A 23,105-nucleotide genomic window follows, 5' to 3' on the forward strand; every position below is an offset into this window, starting at 1 on the left:
GAAGACCCTATTTTAATACTACCCCCTCATAACAATGAAAGACGCTATTATTTATTGATATTGATTATTCCTCTCATTATTTTTTATTCTTGAAATAAAGTTATTCACATGACCCTCTATGATTCTTCTGTCTAAAACACGGACGAGGTCATGACGTTTTTAACGTTGATAAGGAAAGCACTGCGATGGAAATCAGCCTCAAGCAATGGAATCAAAATCAGCCTCGCCCACGTTGCATGGAACAAGTACGTCGATGGGTCCGCTCTGGTGCCATCCAACCGCCACCACGGCTCGATGGCAGAGAATACCTTGTTAACGCTAATGCCGTGAAGATCGACCCCACAACCCCCGCCAGTTACGCCGGAAAGCGCTTAATGGAGAGACTGTATCATGGCACGCAAAAGAAAGCCGGCTAACCGAGACCTGCCCCCCAATCTGTATGTCCGCAATAACGGCTACTATTGCTACCGAGACCCCCGCACAGGTAAGGAATACGGCCTAGGGAGCGTGAAACGTATCGCAATCAACGAAGCGATTGCCATGAATATGCAGATTTTTGACCAACGCTACAATTTGGTAGACAGAATTAACGAGGTGAATACGCTGTCGGTGACAGAATGGATAGCCAGATTTAAAGAAAAATTGCATCAACGTGGCCTTCGTTCTAAAACACTCACAGACTACCAATCAAGATTAACGGCCATCACCCAGGCTTTTCCTGATAGTACATTGAACACCCTTACCACCAAAGACATTGCTAAATTTTTAAAGAGTTACAGCGAACAAGGCAAAACCGCCAGTGCAAAATTAATTCGCAGCTTGTTGATCGATATGTTTAATGAAGCCATTGCAGAAGGGCATTTGGCAACCAATCCGGCTACAGCGACGAAGAAGCCTCGCGTACAGATACAGCGAGAACGTTTATCACTGGAAGAGTTTCTTGTGATAAGAGAAGCGGCAAACAAACGGCAGCCGTTGATAGGTTTAAGCATGGATTTGGCCTTACTGACAGGTCAGCGGGTGGGGGATATCCAACGGATGAAATGGCAAGATGTTCATGATGGGAAATGGTGGGTAGAGCAACAGAAGACAGGGATGAAATTGGCGATACCTTTAACCTTGAATCTGGAGGTGATTGACAAGAACCTTGAAGGTGTTCTCGCGGATTGTCGGCAACAAATAAGGGGTGAAAATTATGTCTTTGCGGGAAGGAATAAAACCCGCTTCAGTCAGAGATCGCTATCGACAGGTTTTGCCGATTCAAGAGAGAAATCAGGCTTGAAATGGCAGGGCACACCGCCTTCATTTCACGAGATTAGAAGTTTATCCGCGCGGCTGCACAGTGAAGCCAGAGGTAACGATTTTGCACAAAAATTACTGGGACACAAATCTTCTGCCATGACGGATAAATACCGTGATAGCCGAGGAAGTGAGTGGGACGAAATTCGATACTAATTATTACCTTTTGGGCTACCAAGTAAGGTGTTAGGATGCGAGCCGCATCTATGTATTTTGACCTAATTTCGATCGATTGTGACTTTTTGTTTTTAATTTATTGATTTATATGATAAATAAAATACTCGCACTATGAGGAGTTAAGTCACACGTGGGCAAGTTGGCTAGTTCAGTCCGGGATTCCTATCTCTGCATGACAAGAAATGGGGGATGGGAAAGTATTGAAACAACAAGCAGGTATACCCATTTAGCACAGAGTCATTTAACGTAACATGCTAAAAAAATCGACGGGATGCTACATGTCAACAAGACTAATCCAGCACGCGAGAATATTCCAGAATCGTCCAAAACACTGTAATTCATTGATAAAACTGGTGGGTCGTGCAGGGTTCGAACCTGCGACCAATTGATTAAGAGTCAACTGCTCTACCAGCTGAGCTAACGACCCACGCGGCGGGGATTATTCCTTTCTTCGGTGCTACTGTCAAATACTTCATTAGACTTCTTGCAAAACCGTAGTGCGTTATGCAGATTCAAGGCGCCTGAAGCGCCGTAATCTCAATGTAATTTATCTCATATTGTTGCTCTATTAAAAACGTGATGTAATTCCAGAATATCGTGATGCGATTATATCCATCACCATTAAAACCACTGGAAAATTACTTTGAAATGAATTAAAAGACACACTATGAAATTAACGCCACTGGCAATAGGTCGTAAAAAATCTTATTTTTTTCATTAATCGCTAGTTTACTGCTGTTCGTTTAAAAACTATCAGAAAATTAAACATACATTCTATGAAATTTGGTTCACTAAGCGATTTTTCTCTGTCAGTACTTGAAAAATCTACCTTTGAAAATGATGCTCGTGTAGCTAGTAGCTAATAGACATAACAACAACATATAGGTTTATAAGGGGTTACAAAAATAAGTTTTCGGCTCAAAATACAAACAAAATAAAATAATAAGAGAGAATCTGAGACATGACAGAACAAACTGAAATTGATAAAAGCTCTAGACAAAAAGAAGGAAAATATCTGCAACGCGATCTTTCCAACCGCCATATTCAATTGATTGCTATTGGTGGTGCTATCGGTACCGGATTGTTTATGGGAGCAGGTAAAAGCATCAGTCTTGCAGGTCCATCGATTATTTTCGTGTATATGATCATCGGATTTATGTTATTTTTTGTGATGCGCGCTATGGGTGAGTTATTATTGTCTAATCTACAATATAAGTCGTTTAGCGATTTTGCTGCTGATTTATTGGGGTCTTGGGCTGGATTTTTTACCGGTTGGACTTATTGGTTCTGTTGGATCATTACCGGGATAGCTGATGTCGTCGCTGTTACTGCCTATGCACAATTTTGGTTACCCGAATTTTCACACTGGCTCTCGTCTCTATTGGTCGTTTTACTGTTGTTGTCACTGAATTGGGCAACAGTAAAGATGTTTGGTGAGATGGAATTTTGGTTTGCGATGATCAAAATTGTGGCTATCGTGGTATTAATTGTCATTGGTATCATTATGGTATTGATGAGTTATCCGTCCCCTTCCGGCTCTGTCGCTTCGTTTGGTCATCTATGGAACGATGGTGGTATGTTTCCCCAAGGTTTGATGGGGTTTTTCGCTGGCTTTCAAATAGCCATTTTTTCTTTTGTCGGTATTGAACTGGTTGGAACCACCGCAGCAGAGACGAAAGATCCTAAAGTGATATTACCCCGCGCCATCAACGCTATTCCTGTTCGTATTATTATGTTTTATATTTTTTCATTGATCATGATTATGTCTGTCATTCCTTGGAGTTCTGTTGCCGCAGATAAAAGCCCTTTCGTTGAATTATTTATCTTGGCTGGCCTACCTACCGCTGCCAGTGCGATCAATTTCGTGGTGTTAACTTCTGCGCTGTCCTCCGCTAATAGTGGTGTATTTTCTACCAGTCGTATGTTATTTGGCCTCGCACAGGAAGGAGATGCGCCCAAACAATTTAGTCGGTTGTCACGTTATTCCGTACCAATATTCGGTTTAACATTCTCTTGTATTTGTTTGCTAGGCGGCGTGGTATTAATTTATCTTATCCCCAATGTGATCACTGTATTTACTCTGGTGACTACAGTATCCGCCATTCTGTTTATGTTTGTGTGGACAATCATTTTGTGCTCTTATCTGGTATACCGCAAAAAACGTCCAGAATTGCATGGAAGATCCACCTATAAAATGCCAGCGGGTATTTTGATGTCAGTGGTCTGTCTGATTTTTTTTGCCTTTATTTTGATATTACTCACCTTTGAAACCCATACCCGTCAAGCGTTGATGGTCACACCATTATGGTTCGTTATTTTATCAGTAGCATATTGGCTGCTACAAAAACGTAAAGTGAAACCACAGCGAATAGGTCTTCCATATCCGTAGTGTTATTTTTACTATAAATATCATGTGATTAAAACGGAAAGGTCACAGTCGATCGAAATAAGGTCAAAATGCGTGCCGAATTGTCGTGCTCTTCACGTCTCTTCGGTCACCCAAACAACATAAAACTGCCTCACATTTTGTCCCAACCCTGCCTTCTGCTATCACAGTATTTGTCCATCATAGCCGAAGATTTATGTCCCAGTAATTTTTGCGCAAACGTGTTACCTTTTGTCTCACTGTGCAGCCTGGCTGATAAGCTTCTGATTTCGTGAAAAGAAGGGGTCGTGCCCTACCGTTTGCTGCCCGTTCACGGGTTTCAGAACGAGAGAATAAACTCCCCAGCCTGTTCGTTAATTTGTCAAAAATCGCTGAGCCACCGACGTCATCTAATACCATAGGTTAAAAAACTACCAATCTCGCAGCCCTTCATTATGCACAACCTAGCTACGACTGTAGTACTAGCTCAGTGAAGTCAAAGGCAGAACGCTACACTCACCGCTAAATGTGTTCTGTACTTTTTTCCCTTCGGAAAACTTTAACATTGGCGAACCCTTGTTCACGTAAATAAAGCGCTTGCAAACGGCTCATAATACCGCGGTCACAATACAACAAATAAGTTTTACTCTGGTCAAGTTTACTAAATTGGCTATTCAATTTATAAAATGGCAAAATCTGTACTCTGTCCAAGTTCAGGGGTTTCTCTTCCTGCTCATCTTCGGCGCGAATGTCTAACAGTACGTCGTTGTCAGTCAATTGAGTCACAGTTTCAACTTGCACCGATAACTCATTACTTTGCTGTATGATTTCATGGTCAAGCTCACGCATATCGATCTTCTTGGCTTGATTGACCACATGATCAAGAATGGAAAAATCAAAACCAGATTCTTCGGCTTCAATTTGCGCTTTTACTGCTTTCACTGTTGGCTTTTTCGAAATCACACCGCAATATTCTGGCATAGTTTTCGCGAAATCTTCAGTACCAATTTCTCGTGCCAGTTTGATAATTTGCTCTTTATCATAAGAGATCAGCGGTCGTAAAATCAGCGTATCGGAAGCATTATCGATCAAACGCAGATTCGTCAATGTCTGACTGGAGACTTGCCCGAGAGCTTCACCCGTCACCAAGGCTTGTACCGCATAGCGCTCGGCTATTTGTGATGCCGCACGTACCATCATGCGTTTTAGCACCACTCCCATTTGACCATCGGTCACTTTTTCCAAAATTTCAGCGACGATCGGAATAAAATCGATCGTGATAAAGCGTACTCGATGGGATAGACTAAAACGACGCCATAAATGATGAGCAACTTGCTTAACGCCGATTTCATGAACAGAGCCACCAAGATTAAAAAAACAAAAATTCACCCGACAGCCACGACGTATCAACATATAACTCGATACCCCTGAGTCAAATCCCCCGAAATCAGTGACAATACTTCTTCTTGCGTACCAATCGGGAAGCCTCCTAACCCTTGATAACGTGCTCTGATTAAGGTTAATTTGTCTTGATCTATCGCCAATTGTACTTTTATTTGCGGGTTAGTAAGATTGACCTTAGTATTTTCAATATGTTGGTTAAGGCCACCTCCAACATAGTATTCCACATAACTTGAAGTAAACTCATGTTGACCACGACGCTTTACCCGCACGCAAAAAGTTTTACCGATCAATATCGTGCGATAAGCTTCCAACGTATGCTCAAAAATATGATGTATATCTGTATAGTACCGTTCTTCAACGTCAAGAATATGGTGAATACCGGGTATACGTGTCAACGCATCACAAATTTCCGGTGACAATTCACTATTTTTTGTGCGCACTTCGATATGATCCCAATGGCGAACAACCGCCAATGAATCATCATAGGGTTTAAGTAGGTTGCGAATGTTAGTGGTAAGAATTTTAGTGAAGCGCAGGCGTACCGACTGACTTTTGATAGTGATTTCTGGGAACAATTTGATGATAAACTTCATGGTGGTTTTTTTATCAGGTAGGTTAGCGATTGAAAAATAAATAGACCTCTGGCGAAACCGCAATTTGTAGTACGGGGTCAAGATGTATTGGCTAAATTCCTATCAATGAGTTATCTATTCTTTTGACCTGTTATTCGCGTCGTAGTATGACAGTATCGGCGTCGTTTGTCATACAGTTCACAGTGACGGTGCTGAACAAATTTAGCGCCATATCTTAGAGCCTGTTCGAAATCTCTTGTACTCGCTGATATAGCTGGACGATATAATTTTGATTAGAACACAAAGATGTGCCATTCCGTAGATTGACTCCTTAACGTATCCATTAGACAATCAAAATTATATTGCCCAGCTATACTCCGTCAAAAACATGCTCAAAGTGCTGATTGACTCTATGTAAATTGCGCTTTTTCGCCCGTTTTTTCTGGTTTTTACCAGATGCCGGTATTAATAGAGACCCCAATCCATTTCTCCATCGCCAATTATTGAGTTGTGTTTTCTGGATATGGCACTTTTTATTGGGTATCAGAACCGTAATGTTACGATTTTTCATCTTTTTTTCAAATGATTACGATCAAATGTCAACAGCTCTTAGCGGAAGCGACATAAACTAATTTTAAGATCATAAATAAAAGTGATCCTGTCACATCGCTCACGCTATATTTTAATCAAGATGACCTAAGAAAGATCATGGTTTTACCTGGCCATTGTCAGGTGAAGTAATCTGGTAGCTATCGTAGCAGAGACGTCAGCCACTGCAGCAGAAAGCCCAATTAAAATAGAGGCGCCCGCTACTACGAAGGAACCGCTAATTTCTCCGATGTTTGCCCAGTTATGTATTGCTTCTACTAATTTATTACTGGAATCACATTCTGACTTGGAATGGATAATCAGTTGACCATGAGCATCAAGCTCGCTTTGGCTAAGCAATTGGTGATTAGTATCACCGTATTGGGATTCAGTGTAGCCGATTAACCGGCCACCAGCGTCGTGTTGACTTTTGGTTACACCATAATTGACTAATTCTCCATTAGCATCGAGTTCAGCTTCAAGCTGAAAAAGCAACTGTCCATCCGCGTCGTATTTTCTCTCAACATAACTGCTGCCAATGAATTGTCTATCAGCATCGTATTTATGGCTGACTACAGTGTGATAGGTTAGTTGTCCATTAGCATCGTGTTTAAGTTCGCGCAGGAAGAGCACTTGCCCATCTGCATCGGGCTTAGTCTCAAGTCGGAAGAATAACTGTTTATCCACGTCGTATCCTACCTCAATACGACTGCTGCTAACATGTTGTCTATTAGCATCTTTTACAGGATCGATGATATGGAATTTATCTCTAGTGACAATTTGAGGGTGATTTTCAGGTAGATCTGTGATGATCCGAAAAAGGCGAACCGTTGACAAATCGCTACTATTTTTTTCTGCCAAAGGTACGTTCATGCTTTTCATTCAACACTCCGTTGTTTAATAAAATTGCTCGGAAAGTTCATCTTTATATCACATGAGCTCGTAGCTCAATATAAGTAGGTTACTCCTGATTTTTATTCAACGTCAATAGACTTTTTGCAAAACTAGACTTGTTGCCTAATAGTAAAATAAGTAGCCTGTTTTAGTAACGGTATATATAGCTGCGCAATTTAATTTTGGTTGCCTAATAGACACAGATAAGTAGAACAATGGATAAAGGAAGAATCATCTAACTCTTTGCTGTTGTTTCTTGATGCTGGTTTTTTATGAACTATAGTTAATGATGAATAATGACTTCCTATAAAACCGTAGATGCAAAACGCACCCCTAAAAATGCCTAAAAACGTTTTTATTAGGTAACAAGCCTAGTATCTACGAGAGTAGTCGATTTCGAATAGGCTCTTAGTGAATAAACCCCATGAGTTTGCCATTAATACGCGAAGCATATCATCTACGGAGAGAATTATTATGCTGACAGCAAAACGAGATACCCCACTCCCTCAACAAATTACTCCTTCTTCGGATACCCTCAAAACTATTTTTATCGACATACTACAACGCCCGGAACAACTCGGCTCTACAATAGAAATCGTTACCGCCCTGCTTCCGCAGAGCAAATTGGCGAGGGTGTTGCAAGACGTTTTCATGTATCAAAATACGCCAAGTAATCTACTCTCAGTGCAATATGCCACCAGCGAAACTTATCGGGAACAGCGAGTTCAACTAGGTATCTCTGTAGCAACTATTCTCAAATTTTTCGTGTTACCACGGATACATGAAAACGATTTCGCGGAGATGATCAGCCAAATCGCCCCTCATCCTGCTACTGTAAAAAAAGAGGCAGCTGAAATTATTCGAAAATCGTTAGCTACCTTATTGAACAATACGTTAGTTCCTTTACATATTGAACGCACATTTGCCCCCAATGGCCAACAAAACGGGTGGAAAGTAAACCGAAATTTTGCCCAGGAGGATGTGGGTAGTATGATTGCCATGCCTTTATTGGATGGAAAAACTGCCTTTGCCCGTGTCGATTTTGCAAAGGGTCATTTCGATTTACATTTATCTGGTGTTGGCCCTGAGGCACTCTCTGAAGATTTCAGCGTCCAGCCACTCTTTGGCACAGGTAACTATCGAATACAGCTAAAAAAAAGTTTACAACAAACAGTGGTAACAACAGCCGGACAACAAATTGAGTTTAAAGACGAAGCTGAAGGTATCCAATTTTTTGTTACCGTCGCCTCAATTGGCACAGGAGACAATCCTTTTGTGCTTTTAGAAATGCCGACGTTTATTTCAATACAAAACAGCGTGACACGACAAAAGGTAAATTTACCGACAAATATTCCTTTACCTGCCAATATTTCTGTTCATCAGAAGGGTAACAGAGCAACCTTCGGTCGTGCTATTTACCAGTTTCCACTTGGAGGTCGTTTATCCGATTTTAATAAACAGGTGCTTCCTGCCGAAACAGCCGAATCTTTGACACAAAAAATCACTGATCAACTAAAACTGGATACATTTTTGGCGGGAATTTTTGCAGAAAAGATCCAGGCTAAAATTATTCCGAGTATGTTACGGCGTACCCTTTTCGGCACTGTTTTAAAAATGAGCTCACTACTTAAAAGACTGACAATGTTGCTGCCACTTCATCCGTCCGTGTTATCGTTACGACAATGGATGGATCAACAGGAAGAACAACAATTAATACATACAGAGTCTGTGTTTCAACAATCGATAGCACAGCTGCATGATAAAATTGATCAAGTGATAAAATCACTCATTTTGCCGAAAGTCAGCACACCCTTTCTAAAAGAAAAAGTGAACGAGCACCTGCTTGATTATGATACCTATGAAATAGGCAAACCTGCTCAATTTGTTGAACAACAGGCCGACACTATTACACAAAAAATATTCACTGATTTACTCAGTGGATCTTCTATTTCCCCACAAGATGAGGCTTCATCTGTCACCCCTGTTAAATCTCTAAAGCAGCAAATCACCGAGCAACTTGCGTTAGACCTGGATACTTTTTATCAGAAAGTCGAAGGGAGCAGATTACCTATTGCTCCAGCAACAGGTACTAGCCAGCCCTCGCAACAAAAAGAAGTGACTGCGCCGGAAATGACTTTGGCAGCACGTTTGGAGCGGACAAGGAAGCTGGTTTATCAACTGACTTTTTCACCTAAAAAAATAACATTTTTTTCGCTGGATGCTAATCAGCGTGCCGATCTTCTCGATTTTTTCCAACGTGACGGTGAGCTGGATGTCCAAAGATTAATGTTAACCACAGTGAATGAAATGGAATATTGGTTGTGGAGTGTTCAGGTTCGTCAATTGAAGCAGTTAGGAGGAATACATTCTCAACTCAGTTCGTTAAGTGGGCAAGTAGCACTGGAAAAAAGTGAAGCCTGGTACAGCAGGCAAAAAACGGGTGAAGTAGCGTTACAAAACGCAGGGATGAAAGCGAAGCGGTTACCTGACATTGAGGCACAAACGAGCGATGCCATTCACGGCTTGTATATGGGATATACCTGGACTGAAGCGGTGGCTCTCGGCTTGATTTGGCTTGATGCACGCTCATCAGGCAATGCGAAACGTTTTTTCAGAGCACTATTTTTTAATAGAATGCCGACTTATTCCTTTTCGCAAATCACGTTAGCGAGGGAATTATCTCAAACCTTCAATCAATTAAAGAAATCGGGTATCAGTAAACGGCCGGTTTTTACCCGCTCTTCAGTCTCTATTTTTACTGCTGGTGTCGGTGATTATTTGTTAAAAACAGCCAATCATGTGCTGATGCTGTCTATCCGTGTTGAGAATGAACAACATGTTTATTATTTGTATGATCCCCATATAGGAGAGGTACATCTTCGTGGGGTTTATGCCACAAAAACTGCCGAGGCACTTAAGGCGTTACTCAACGATTACCTGGAGGAGGAAAATGACCAGGCCAACAACCAAACTCGTGCTCAACGTTATGGCGTGGAAAAAATCAATGGTCAATACGCATTCGAGATTTACCAAATCAACCTCCTGCAGGCGAGAGAGGCTTGGCCAGTGCTCAACAAGTTACGGACAGTATTTGACAATTTTTCAGACAATTTACAACAATCGGCGGTGTCTTTGCCTACTCATGATGTGGATCTCGCCGCCGAATTGCTGGATCAGATGAAGATAACCATTGAAGGTAATGCCATCAGTGCTGCCAGTCTAGCTGATATTACGTTAACCTCAGGGATGCATTTTGATCTTGAACGACTTAATTACTATCTCACCCATTCCAGTAACAGTATCTCGACCGGGCAACCCTCTGCACCAGGGCAGCCTAGCGTGCCGGGGCAAGCGACCAGTGGGCAAAAAACAGCGCCACAACAAAACAGGACACTGGGAGTTGAACATTCAGCACCAACCGGTAATTCTGTGCTCGTCGATCGCTCAGCATCAAGCAGAGTAGCCATAGCGGTAGGTAGGCTAAATACCCAGGCGCCTGCAAACAAGTATCGGCATATTAATCGATTCAGCCATTATGGCGGATCAACTATGCAGGGATACGGTTACGCCCGTGGCATCTATGATCTGACAAAATATTTTGAAATACTCGAAAATGAAGAATTATCGGATCCAAAGAGACAGGAGGCGTTATTTCGTCTAGAGATGTCAGCAGCTTCTTTACTGTCTAATTTGGCTATTGATGGCACCCAGTATGGTTTGAACAAACTGGGAGAGAAATTGATAACGGGATTGCATTCCAGTAAAACAGTGGGATCAACTGCCATCAGCTCAGCTTCGAAGCCGTCATCCCTCAAGGTAGGCCAAAAGATAGTGAGATTTGGTGGACCAATATTAAGTGTGATTGGCAGTGGTTTCGATATTTACAATGCACAGGAGTCGTTTTCGGCTTTATCCCATACTACTGGCAAAAAAGAACGACAGGATTTGATTGTCAGTGGATCACTCTCGGTTATCGGGGCTGCCGTGGGTATCGGCACCGCCATCGCTTGTGCCTTAGGGGGAACCGCAGCCACAGTGGCAGGACCCGTGGCGCTCGCGGCAGGGCTTATACTGATTATCTCCTCACAGATTTATTCTTCAATACGTCAGATTGAAGAGCTGAAAAAACATGTCAATCTAACGTTCATGCAGACGTTGCACAGCGGCTGGTTGCTTTTCTGGCATCGGCCGCTGGATGTCACTATTTCAAATGAAGCAAGCTACCAACAGACATTAGATCAGGTGCGTCAACAGTACAATGACCAGCAAGAGCAATACGCCATGCACTTCCTCAATCATGGTCGTAATGTCAGCACCCTTTACTACAGCCGTGGCCAGGTCACCCTACAAGCACATCCTTATAAGCGGTTGATGGGGCAACCTGCCAGGCATACCACAACGAGGCATGTCAATCCGACGGTCTATTACATCGACAATCAGGTGATTAAAGACAACATTAGGCCTGAAGAAAGTGAAACCGTGCATGCGCAATATCGTCGACGTCGATATTTTAATCAAAAAGAGTTTATTAACACCTATCTGCAAGACAGTAATTATCAATTTTATACGCCAAATGATTTACAGAGTATCGATGATACCATTGATGCGAATGCAGGTAGCGGCAATGCGGTGCGAGCACAATTCACCGGTCGGCGTCAGCAGCAGGTAGCTCGGCTTGTCGTTGATAAGGGAGAGAGTTCGCTGGTGCTCAGTAGTGCATTAAATCTGGAGAGTGATGATTATCACGCGCTGATGGGGGATTTTAACGGGGATGGTCGTCTGGATATTGGCTACTTTGCTCCTCAGGGATTTTATCTGCTCACCGCGGGTGAAAATGGGGCTTATCGTCAAGCACAATTAATTGAAAATATGCCCTTTCGGGCGCGCGATTTTGCTCATCCACGACCTTTGGTCGGTGATATTAACTCTGATGGGCGCGATGATATTATTATTTTTTCCTCGAACTCATCCGTGATGGCAACGACTACTCTGAACATTATGTTGGCACAAGAGGATGGGAGTTTTTCCTCTTTCAGACAAACACTGCCGCAAGATATTCTGAACGATTTAACAAATCCTGGGCCGGTATGCGGTGATATTGATGGTGATGGCCATGCTGATTTGGTGTCGTTTAGTGGTGGAAAGATTTGGATCTATTACGGTACCAGTTCCGGAAAATTTAGCATTTATAACACGTTACTTTCGCCGAAACCTTTGACCCCTATCTCTACTGACATCTTTTCGTTGACTAATCTAACCCCCTTTAATACGCCATTCAGTAGAAGCCAAATGCATCTCTATCAGCGGATACATGCACAAACAGTTAATTCAGATCCCATACCGGTTATAGTGCCTGCTATTCCTCTCGCGTTTTTTAGTGGCCATTATGTGCACCAAGGCGTAGCTGATATCAATGGCGACGGTTGTGACGATATCGTTTCATTCACTGAAGAAGGAAAAATACACACGTTATTGGGCAGTAGTAATCGACAGAAAAAATTTACTGCCTTGAACACACAGTCTTGTGAGCGGCTCGGCGACATGTTCAACAGCGTGATGGGGATTAAAACTTCACAGATACAGCTCGATGACATAGATGAAGATGGTCGAGCAGATTTGGTGATTGTCAACAACGATGGCAGCTATACCTTCGCCCAGGGGAAAGCTGATGGGCAGTTTGGCACAATGATTGACGGTCATACCCGTCGAGAGCGGGATGAAAACGGCGATGATCAGCCCAATTTTCTGGCAATACGAGAGCAGCAACATATTATGGGGATCACGCGAGGAGAAGCAGGCCAAAAAGTATTGTTGTCGCTCAATACGGCCGGAGAGGTCAACGCGCATTCCTTTGTCGCTGTACGTAAGCAGGATAGGATAGTTTGGTTCAAATTGGATGAAGGTGATGATACGGCGACTGGCTCCTGGGAACAACGTAACTATTTTGAAGTGGGTTCCGGCAAAAAAACCTTTACCGGTGGACGCTATGCGGACAGTTTTTTACTTATGGGAAGCCCGGTATCAGGTCAAGCGAGTTTACTCGATGGGGGACAGATCCTACCTCTCCTATCCCACTGAGTGACCATGATATCGTGATGGCAACGGCTGAGCCTACGGATGGACGGGGGTATTTGATCGATCTTGCCTCGAACTATGTCGGCTATATAGCGAAAAATAAAACAGAAGGTGAAATAAAAGAAACTGAAATGGTCATCGACGAAAATAAACGGCTAGCCATTTTACGCAATATTGAAAATGCGCAAGGACACAGTAAAACCTGCGATATTCTGATCGGCAATCATCGTAACAATGTGCTTAACGGGCAGGATCCCGAGATGTACTTATCGGTAATGGCGGCAATGATGTGTTGATTTTATCGGAGGGAACGGCCAAAGGCGGCACAGGCACAGATAGCTATCGTATTCTGCAAAATCACCAGGAGCACTCTGTTTTAATCAGTTTACAGGAAACAGGGAACACAGAAGACATCAGCAATATTCTAATTGATTATCAAGCCGATAAAATAGAATCTGTGACGCTGCGTGGGGAGCATATTGTTATCAGCTTACGTAACGATAATCATACACTGACTACACTAGAGCTACACCATATGTATGCTACTGCTGCAAACGGTAAACAAAAGGAACTACAACACGATTTTCTCCTGTATACCCGTGATGGTTTTTTGATAAAAGGCTGGCCGTCGAAGGTGGCTAAGGATCCAGAAAATAGCTGGCAGTTGATCACAACACTGATAGCGAAATATGAGCCCAACCTGGATCGCGGTTGGCAAAATCGTACTTTAGGATTGAAGAATAAGCAGATACAGCTTCATCAGGTTACGCGCAATGAGCAAGATCAGGGGCAGATTACTGTGAGTGGCAAAAGTCGTAACAGTATCATTTTGCTACCAAAGTTCATCCAACTGTTTACCGCAGATACCCCGTATCATGATCGACGAGAAGGCGATGATGACAAAAACCAATTTTTGAGCGAGGAAGGCAACGATGTCTTGATGGGGAAAGGAGGAGCTGACCTTTATCTTATCAAGGGGACAAACCCTCAACGTGAAGTCGTTATCGACAATTATGATGGCTCTGAAGAGAATTTTAAAAATGTACGGCGGGATAGTTTATCGGTACCCTTTCCCGTTAAGTACATCCGTTTGGCAATAGAGGGTGATGATGTCGTGCTCAGTCATCGTGATCAGCCAGCACAGTATCCTAAAACACGTATTCGCCACTTTATGAAAAACGAGCGGCACAGGCATTTATCACTCATCAGTGAAACTCACCACGTAATCGAATTATATGTTGATGACGCAAATCAAGTCTCACTTGGACGGGTGAACGCTACCGCAGGTAATGACCGAGTCGTAATTTATAATGGAACGGCCCTTAGCAATAACCAGCTGGATGTCTTGGCTGGGGACGACATGGTGGCAGATTATAGTGGCAGAAATCATACGCTAAACGGAGGTGAAGGCAACGATATATTATGGGTTGAAGAAGGTGATAATATTCTTGACGGGGGCACGGGGACTGACTTCCTCTATGGTGGCTTAGGGAACGATATTCTGTCTGGGGGCGAGACAACGACACCCTTGAAGCGGGCAAAGGAGACGATATTTATCAGTTTGCCAATGGTGATGGTCACGATATCATCACCGAAAGTGGTGGCGAAGATACGTTAGCATTTGTTTCTGTGAGCATCACTAAAGAAAAAATATGGCTAGAAAAACAGGATAAGTCTCTCAAGGTGCTGATTAGGGGTGCCGATAATGGCACAGTGACTGGAAGCGTGCTGATTAAAAACTATTACAGCCAACCAAAATACTCAGTAGAAACCATAAAAGCAGGGGGATACCAGCTAAGCGGTGAAAATATTGCTCAAATGGTCAGTGTGATGTCTACTCTTTCTTCCGTACAAGGGAGTATGCCCTCATTGCAGAATCATAATTTACGGGCACAGATTAATACCTTGTGGGCAACTGTACCCTTGCTGGTGCATTAAGGCGCAGGTGCTGACCACCAGCGCCTTAATTTTTTTATGTAAAACCGAATTCACACCACACAGCAAGTTATGCAAGAGGTCTCATGAGTAGTCATGTCAGCCAAGAGCCGGCAGTGGGATAATCATATGGCCATCATTGGTGTTGCCAGCAACACTGAGATAGTGTTCTTTCATAGCGTTAACTGAAATACTGTGTTCACGGGAGAACACCAGTTTCAGTTTATGATGATAGGCATTGTCTGCCGGTTTTACAGACTCAAACACATTTGCGATGAAAATTAGCGTATTACTGATAATCACGCATAGAGTATCGCTATGTTTTGAGATTTTGACATTTGCTGGACCGATATCAGGAGAAATGTGGCAAAGCAATGCGCCTTTACCGTAGTGAAGCAACCATATTATGGGGTAGTCAAATAACGCGAACTCAAAGTTAAATGAAGCCTCTTCAGTTTGCTCAACAGATGTCGAGATGACCAGGTTGGGCACATCGATGTTGAGATGTGCATCATGACACAGTGTTACGGTAGAACCCGTATCTAGGGTAATAACCCCCCCCCTCACGTTGGTAACAGTGTTGTTGGTTATCTATGAGCTTGTCCTGGCCCTGGCTGTTGATTCTGATTAAATACTGTTCATCACAGCGTGAAAAATAAGCTTCAATTTTCTTACTATCAAAACCGAAGTAGTTGTATTTCTCATTGGCAAGAATAAAAAGTATATTTTTCTTCGGTTGATAGTAGCCTTTTTTATTATCTGGTAACGCCACTATAACCATTTCATTGTAGCTATAGTTTTGACAAAGGCTGTGTAGGGCCGTTTTTAAATGATCTCCACGGTATTCATCGGTAAAAATATCAGTGACTGCAATTAATGTTATTTTAAATTCGTTATCATGCGTCATGCTGATGTTAAGTAGGATCCCTTTGGAAGTAACACCTTGTATGTCACCTTCTATCACTGTTCCTTTTCTATTCACTCGAGCACTAATGAAGCCATCACCTAACATGTTATCTAACGTTAGCACGTTGGCAGCCGGGACCGAGTCTTCATTTTGCAAAACAGAACCAGTAAAAAGACTGGGTAATAAAGAGGCGTTCATGACAGGTACGTAGCCAATTTCTTTGTTCTTTACGCCCTTGTTATTCAGCATCCACGCTCCCTTGAGGCCATCCGATATTCCACAAATTGTCAAGTTTTGGCCCAGGTCAGTCTTACATATAACAAAATGTTGACTATCTTTGGCATACCAAGCAAGCAAAGGAATCGATTGATTTTCATCACCTTGTAACAAACCAGAGATACTAAGGTGAAGCGCTATTTGAATCGTTTCTTTTTTTCTCGTGGATCCTTGTAGTTGTTTTATATGAGTGGCAAAGGCTATTGACCAATCTCGGTTGTTTTCTATAAAAGCGTTTTCTATGCCTGATAGGGTGAGGATCCTGTCATTAGAAAGTTGGTAAATAAAACCCTGTTTAGTAGTAATCAGGGCATTTTTTATCGTTAATACCTCACCGTTAGTTAATCCGAAATCCGCTAGATTCATTGCCTTGGCGTCGGTGTTATCTTTCTGTACATAAAGTGCGTGAAGTGGTTTATCATCATTTGTCGGATCGTTATGGGGAATAACCACACTCCAGAAAAAGTAATTCACCTGTATGGGGCTTTAGGTGTTGCACATCCCTTATGTTTCTCAGATTTTCTGGAGATTTTCAACTCGTTAGGTTCTTTCGATTCTTTGCATTCTGCAATTTTTTCATCAGGTTCTGAAGACTCTTCAGGTTCCGAAGACTCTTCAATTTTTTCTGGCTCTTCAAATTCTTTAAAAACGCCAGCAAGATTAATCAGGTAGCCAGGATTATTCACTATGCTGTTACTGATGTTGGCTGATATATTTCCGGTCACTACCATGCTGTCTTTAAGAGCCCATATTAGCCTGTTTCCTATGCTGATAGTGGTATCAGTCTTAGCGTTACGCAGTTCTTTAATATTCTGCCCCACTCTCCGCCATGGATTGATCTTTTGGTGCTGAAATGAAAATTGACGGCTAGATAATGTTCTTTCCATAAAACGAATTAGGTGGGTGAGATCACGATCTCTCGTTAATTGATCCCTGATCTCTGTGGGTAAACCATTTATTTCAATCAATGCAAGTTTTTCTTCAGGATCTGATATATCAATCATATACTTGATCCGGATTTTCTGACCGTTATAAACGTATTCTTGATCAAAGAGTATGGCTTGTGCGAGCAGTATGTTCTTGCTAAGTGTTAGGGGTGATACCTCTGTGTGATTGGTGTTTTTTGTAATAGTCGGTCTATGACAGAGAGGAAGATAAATTTGTAGTAACCTATGGGTTTCAATTTCTGATACCCAAATAATATTTTCATAGGTATACATGACATTGGGATCATCAATCGCAGGTATAACAAGATCACCTTGGTACCAGGCACATTCATCGTAGGGGACAATGAGCCGGACGTTTTTGCGTTGCGTACCAGCAAAGAGTGTATTTTGGTGGCTAGCAGTATAGAGAAAAGTGTCTTGTGCGAAGGCATAAATGCAGGGATCATCGCTCTGCTCGTCAGGGTCAGGTGTAAACCCGTTGACATTGATATATCTTCTTGTCTCACCGAAGCCTTGAATACTCTGGGCGATATGCCGTTTCACTGCGCTTTTTTTATCACGTTGTTGAGCAAGGTTGGGGATAATACTGACATCAAATATCAAAGGAATAAGACGGCACTCCCTTAAATTAACGTCGAAGGTCCCTTCAGGCAGTTGAATCGTTGTCTTGGTGGTATAACGGTGGATAAGGGTTATCGTTATTTTGTCGCTAGTGCGTTCACGGTTACCGCTATCCACGAGACGATCAAAATAGATCTGGACAGATCCTTCATTAGTGACATGAAAACTGGTTTTAATACCCGTGAGGTGGTGTGCATTGATATTCCACTGCACAGCTTTATTTTCGCATTCAATCGTAATATCCGCTTGTGCTTTATTCAACAGTAGTAAAATAGAGGTATTTCCTACTTCTGGGGCATAAATCCTGTAGTGAAGATATTTTTTGTAAGTGTTGTCGATAACTCGCTGATGTTCCCCTGCCCCTGGAGCAATCAACCTGTACTTAGGAGTGGTACCCAAGAAAATTTTTATTTCGGTATATTTATAATCAAACTTCAGAGCGGTAATAGCTCTATATTTTTCTTTGTCTTCAAATATAAATCCGGAGTCAGGTTGTTTAGCAAAAAACCGTTCGGTGTCAAATTCAGCATCTCCCCTGAGTTGCACAAAGAGGACGGAATCGTACCTTGGCTCCATCGTCGCTTCAGGTGCTGTAGGTAAGACTAAGGTGATTGAATCATTATCTTCTTGTTGCAATGCAACGATTTCCTGCTTTTTGCCAACACCATATAATTCTCTTAGATTAGCGTAAGCTTTAGGCGTTATCTGGGTAAAAGTATCTGCCATTTTAAGCATTCTCTGCCCATTATCATCAAAGGTGACAAACATATTATCAGTATCTGTTAAATTGATTTCCGTGATAACTGTCCCTGTATAGGGGACTAATGTACCTTTAACCAGATAGAATCCTCCCCGAATCCATCCTGTTTTCATATTATTAAAATAACGACCGATGGCTTTGGCTTTCTCTATACGCTCAAGGGCACTCTCTACCATGAGTGATATGAAGTAACTCGCAACGGCGAGTGCGATACCGACAACGAATAAGACGACTACAGCAAAGGGGGAGGTGAATACTAAACCGACGCATCCCAAAACAATACTCACGATATCAAAGGCCATTCTCGTTAGTGCAGTACTACGTTGTGTCTCATTTTCAGCCAGGAGTAATTCAAACGAATTCAATCCAAAACTGAAGATACTGAGTGCCAAGTTTCCTTTTGCCAATAAGGTATTGTATTTACCGAGAGACGTCGCTGCGATGCCAAAATGACCGCTATTTCTTAGCTGATTTGCTATCGCCTTGAGGGTTAGCTCACCCGCGGTGCCTAGCGTATTCGCTAGGTTGTTACTGTCTGCCATCAAAGAAATATACACATGTGCCTGTACTGCTATGGCTAGCATAGAATCGCCTGGTATCTGATTAACACCATGTTGAAAAGCATCATATACAGACAAAAATGAATGATAGACACTGGCGATACCACCGGCCCCCCCTATCTTACCCACTAATTTAGGGCGTACTCGCCCTTGTGCGAATTGATGATACTGATCAATAGATTGTGTCTGATCATCTAAATACTGACGTAACTCCTCAAAAAAATTATCAGAAACTTCCAATTCTTTTACGCTAGTGAAATCTTTAGTATTAATGAAAGGTATGACATATTTTGAACCGATTGGATTGTATTTTACCTCTGCGAATATCATTACCCAGTCCTTACTGAAAGACTGATTTTTATCTTTCAATGCCAATTCTGTACGTTTGAGTCTCATTCGTAAATTGAACCGACTAATAACATGGATATTGGGGTGCAGACGAGTAAAATTAAAATTTTCGTATTTTTGTATATATTTAGTATTACCATATTTTTCCATCAATTGAGTATTTTTATTATTAGGTTGTTCAGATTTATCTTGGCGTTGGAAAAAAGAGTAATAATGAAGAGGAATAGTATGCTGCCGATTTAATTTATTGATAGCCGCGTTGAGCTGAGTAATCGTTGCTGTTACCTTATTGAGTTTGGTTGGATTGTCATCGTCACGCATGTCTTCAACAAGTAAGCTATCATCAATATCGCCTAGATAAATTCTGCTAATCATTTCCTTACTGTGTTTGCTTTGCAGAATAAGATCTGCATTACCATTAAGATTAAATTGGTAAAAAGTAAACCGATTATGTGTTACACGTTTTTTCAGCCGTAGAAAAGCGGTTTGGGGATCGCCAAATAATCTGGTTATCAGGTCTTCGAGTCTTTTTCTGCCACAGGTAAGAGTAAGCGCCTCAAACCAATCTTTGTATGTTTTCTTCTCCTGGGTTTGTTCCAAAATTTTCATCAAAATAGCGATTTTATGATAGTGACCATCAGCTATCAAAATTTCACCGCAGCCTGCGCTCATACCTGCTATCAGCACCATACTCTCGCTATTCATCAACAGAGATGTGTTCAACGAAGCACCTGTTTTAATGCTTCTAGCAATATCTTCATCCATTAATCCGTCTAATTTTTCGGAAGTCTCAGTTACCCAGTCACTGAGTTCGGTAATATAGATAGTCGAAAGCTGTATTGTATCTGTGAGCAGAAAGCCGTCTTTTTCAAAGGGTGTAATCACTTTAGTACGCCGTGCCACATCTTGTTCAATAGATTGATATTCATATGTTATGGTATTATCTTGTCGGGTAAATTTAATTTTTACAGCATCTACTTTTGTTGGGATCCAATCAATTTTGTGTAGGGATCGACCTCGCTCAGAAAATAGTTGACCACTCCATCGATGGCCCATTACATCGATAGTAAACAGGCTTTCTTGAACAATGATACTATTAACGAATACATTATTAGACCGAAGAGATTGATAGAGTTGTTTGATAATACCTTGTTTTAGTTCTCCTCGTTTAGGCGAGTTGGTGGGCAGCATGTTAGTCAACCCACAGCCAAGGAGGGTGACTTGTTTTCTATTTACTCTATCGTATCCGCCTCTTGAAGATTTTTTGCCTAATATATGCGCTATTGTATCCATTGAAAAAGCGATGAGACTACCATTACCAACTAACGTAACGCGAGTTTCATGTTTTAGATGCAAGTTAGCGGCTGACTCTACTTTTTTTAGCTGATTATTTTTTCTATCGTAACGGTACCAAGCATTAAGCTCAGTGTTTTGATAATACAGGGATCGACATGCTGCTTCAGAAATTGGGTCGTTGTCATAAAGTTGTATAATATATTGGGCGTGGTATTGGGGATGAAGGGTAAAAGTATTAAGGTAGCGCATTGTCCCTCTAAGGCGTGATTGGTCAAATTCCTCAGTTAAAAAAGAAGCCTGAATAAAAGGGGGGCTGATCAAGTGTTGAAATTTATAGGGCATGTCATATTTAAACGATACGATATCTATATCGCTCAGTAGTTGGAAATAGGCACGATCATAAGCAGAAACACCTGCCAGCTCAGGGGTCACACGGTCATATCGGCTCATGATATCGTGCCGGTAGCTTATTAAGGCGTGGGCATTTAAACTGAATCGCTTTTTAGGGAGCAATATGGTAAGTTGAGGGCTGACTTTTTCTGGTAATGTCAATCTTTCTGAGAGGCCATTAATATTATAGTCCTTGTTATCAATTATCTGGTGTGTTTTTTCTAAATTAACCAAAAGCTTCTCAATAAAGAGGCTGTTTTTTTGGGCGATAAGTATTTGATTACTGCCATTAGTATAACTACATTGAAAATAAGCATCGACTTTGAGTTCTCCCAATGGCACAAATAGCGGAATATGCTCTTTTTGCGCCAATGTGAGTACGGTTTCGATGGCTTGCTTAATCTGTGAGTCAATAGGGGCAAGTTGATAGCTATCCATGAGCGCCAATCGCCCGGGAATTTTATTTTTTTCCATGAGTTGATCAAGAATAGTTCTGACGATAGTAGCTTGTTCTCTCATCCCTTGAGGGTCATTAGATGTTTTTTTGATTATATTGATAAACAATTTTTTATTAATTTCTGGCAATACATCGGTATATAGGCAAATACCGCCCTCTTTTCTTAATATCAGTAAACGAAATATATCAATAGCCGCTGCCAAATTCCCTCTTAGAACCAGTTCCTTAACATATATCTGATATTCTTTTGCTGTATAATTCGTTGTGTTTATACTTTCAATAGAAATTATGGTGTCGGGATTGTCTTGTTTTAATTTGGCTAAAGCGTAAATAAAACTGCTATGATGGATTGTATCGATATTGCCGATCTCTTCCCATGTGCTGATATGATGGTTGATTAAAAAATTCAGCGCCGCTTGATCGAAAGTAGCTCTGATAGTAGGGCTTTCCATTTGTTGTTTAATATACTTATAGGCTTTATTTTGCCAATCAATAATACGTTTCTTAAAAGTATTATACAAAGCAGTGTGGTTTTTTTGGGGATCATTGAGTATTTCCTTACTGACTTGTTTTTGCAGATAGGTAGAAAGTTCGCGTGCCAAGTAGGTAGTATTGTCAGTCCATATTTTTATATTATAATCAGGATTTTGCTGTATCCATAAGTTGATATATTCCCGTTGGATATCTTCTATCTTGCCAAGACAAATAAAATGTAAGGTTTTATTTACAAGTTCCATAAGTCTCTCTGTGCGAGATAATAACAAATCTTTAAGTGATTTATTATTTAGAAGTGTATCATTTTTATATATAATGGAAATGCTTTGATAGATACTATTAATCATCTTTAATAATAGTATCATTTCTTGTTTTGTAGTCACTGCGGGGGTGATTATTTCATATTTTTCTTTTGCATCGATAAAGTTTTTATATAATATGTTATCGTTGTAAGAAAGATCTTCTCTTTTTATTTTTGCTAATTCATTGATTATTGTTAAACGTTCCATATTTTGATTCTCTGATTGTAATTTTAATATTATTGGGGTAATCAATGTGACACAATTTTTCCCGCGTCTAGGCGTCGCTCATAGAGACTTCGAATAAGTTTTAAGAAAAAGGCAGGGTTAATACAGCGGAATTTATTATGCAAGGAATTGATTTAGAATAAAAAGAATTCATTCTGCACGTAATTTACACCAATTCTATGCAAAATGCAAAAATATCAATAAGTAATCTT

12 protein-coding genes, 1 tRNA gene and 2 pseudogenes are annotated in these 23,105 nt (G+C 41.3%); 8 read left to right on the forward strand and 7 right to left on the reverse strand.

Annotation, left to right across the window (positions count from 1 at the left end):
- Positions 1-185 precede the first annotated feature (185 nt).
- The 3 genes and pseudogenes from CCS41_RS02875 to CCS41_RS16365 form a co-directional block, all read left to right on the forward strand.
- Positions 186-416: an excisionase gene (locus tag CCS41_RS02875; protein WP_072550645.1), complete on the forward strand. Its 231-nt coding sequence runs from the start codon at positions 186-188 to the stop codon at positions 414-416.
- Positions 391-1,455, forward strand: a complete 1,065-nt coding sequence (locus tag CCS41_RS02880; protein WP_072550644.1) for a site-specific integrase — start codon at positions 391-393, stop codon at positions 1,453-1,455. The genes CCS41_RS02875 and CCS41_RS02880 overlap by 26 nt, the downstream gene beginning before the upstream one ends.
- Before the next feature lie 131 nt (positions 1,456-1,586).
- Positions 1,587-1,726: pseudogene (locus tag CCS41_RS16365) on the forward strand (tyrosine-type recombinase/integrase); the annotation flags it as partial.
- Positions 1,727-1,827: 101 nt separating this feature from the next.
- Here CCS41_RS16365 and CCS41_RS02890 read toward each other — a convergent pair.
- Positions 1,828-1,903, reverse strand: a tRNA-Lys gene (locus CCS41_RS02890).
- A 534-nt stretch (positions 1,904-2,437) separates the two neighbouring features.
- Between CCS41_RS02890 and cycA the strand changes: the two genes are divergently transcribed.
- The gene (cycA, locus tag CCS41_RS02895) at positions 2,438-3,865 is read left to right on the forward strand and encodes a D-serine/D-alanine/glycine transporter (RefSeq protein ID WP_072550950.1); all 1,428 of its coding nucleotides are present in this window, start codon (positions 2,438-2,440) and stop codon (positions 3,863-3,865) included.
- A gap of 498 nt (positions 3,866-4,363) precedes the next feature.
- On the opposite strand, the pseudogene thiI reads toward cycA, so the two are convergent.
- The 3 genes and pseudogenes from thiI to CCS41_RS02910 form a co-directional block, all read right to left on the reverse strand.
- Positions 4,364-5,838, reverse strand: a pseudogene (gene thiI, locus CCS41_RS02905) (tRNA uracil 4-sulfurtransferase ThiI).
- 349 nt (positions 5,839-6,187) lie between these two features.
- On the reverse strand, positions 6,188-6,388 hold the full coding sequence (locus CCS41_RS16000) for a hypothetical protein (protein ID WP_205411478.1): 201 nt from the start codon (positions 6,386-6,388) through the stop codon (positions 6,188-6,190).
- Between the two features lie 143 nt (positions 6,389-6,531).
- Positions 6,532-7,287 (reverse strand): hypothetical protein, encoded by a 756-nt coding sequence (locus CCS41_RS02910; RefSeq protein ID WP_072550949.1) that lies wholly within the window; start codon positions 7,285-7,287, stop codon positions 6,532-6,534.
- A 486-nt stretch (positions 7,288-7,773) separates the two neighbouring features.
- On the opposite strand from CCS41_RS02910, the gene CCS41_RS16370 reads away from it, so the two are divergent.
- Genes CCS41_RS16370 through CCS41_RS02920 form a run of 4 tightly spaced genes read left to right on the forward strand, consistent with a single transcriptional unit; the run spans position 7,774 to position 15,312 of the window.
- Entirely contained in the window at positions 7,774-13,377 is a 5,604-nt protein-coding gene (locus tag CCS41_RS16370) for an FG-GAP-like repeat-containing protein (protein ID WP_240313830.1), read from the forward strand.
- 14 nt (positions 13,378-13,391) lie between these two features.
- On the forward strand, positions 13,392-13,670 hold the full coding sequence (locus CCS41_RS16375; RefSeq protein WP_240313831.1) for a hypothetical protein: 279 nt from the start codon (positions 13,392-13,394) through the stop codon (positions 13,668-13,670).
- Positions 13,664-14,992, forward strand: a complete 1,329-nt coding sequence (locus CCS41_RS15550) for a calcium-binding protein (protein ID WP_240313832.1) — start codon at positions 13,664-13,666, stop codon at positions 14,990-14,992. Before CCS41_RS16375 ends, CCS41_RS15550 begins: the two co-directional genes overlap by 7 nt.
- A gap of 11 nt (positions 14,993-15,003) precedes the next feature.
- Complete coding sequence (locus tag CCS41_RS02920; RefSeq protein ID WP_119797180.1) at positions 15,004-15,312, forward strand: hypothetical protein; 309 nt, start codon at positions 15,004-15,006, stop codon at positions 15,310-15,312.
- Positions 15,313-15,408: 96 nt separating this feature from the next.
- Here CCS41_RS02920 and CCS41_RS02925 read toward each other — a convergent pair whose 3' ends face one another.
- From CCS41_RS02925 to CCS41_RS02935, 3 genes are read right to left on the reverse strand one after another with little or no spacing between them, the layout of a single operon-like run.
- Positions 15,409-15,876 carry a hypothetical protein gene (locus CCS41_RS02925; RefSeq protein ID WP_162859971.1) on the reverse strand — a complete coding sequence of 156 codons (468 nt, stop codon included), beginning with the start codon at positions 15,874-15,876 and terminating at the stop codon, positions 15,409-15,411.
- On the reverse strand, positions 15,821-16,945 hold the full coding sequence (locus CCS41_RS02930) for a hypothetical protein (protein WP_162859972.1): 1,125 nt from the start codon (positions 16,943-16,945) through the stop codon (positions 15,821-15,823). The genes CCS41_RS02925 and CCS41_RS02930 overlap by 56 nt, the downstream gene beginning before the upstream one ends.
- Positions 16,946-16,962: 17 nt before the next feature.
- Positions 16,963-22,875: a TcdA/TcdB catalytic glycosyltransferase domain-containing protein gene (locus CCS41_RS02935; RefSeq protein WP_119797182.1), complete on the reverse strand. Its 5,913-nt coding sequence runs from the start codon at positions 22,873-22,875 to the stop codon at positions 16,963-16,965.
- Positions 22,876-23,105 lie beyond the last annotated feature (230 nt).

The organism is Candidatus Fukatsuia symbiotica, assembly GCF_003122425.1.
Classification (GTDB): Bacteria; Pseudomonadota; Gammaproteobacteria; order Enterobacterales; family Enterobacteriaceae; genus Fukatsuia; species Fukatsuia symbiotica.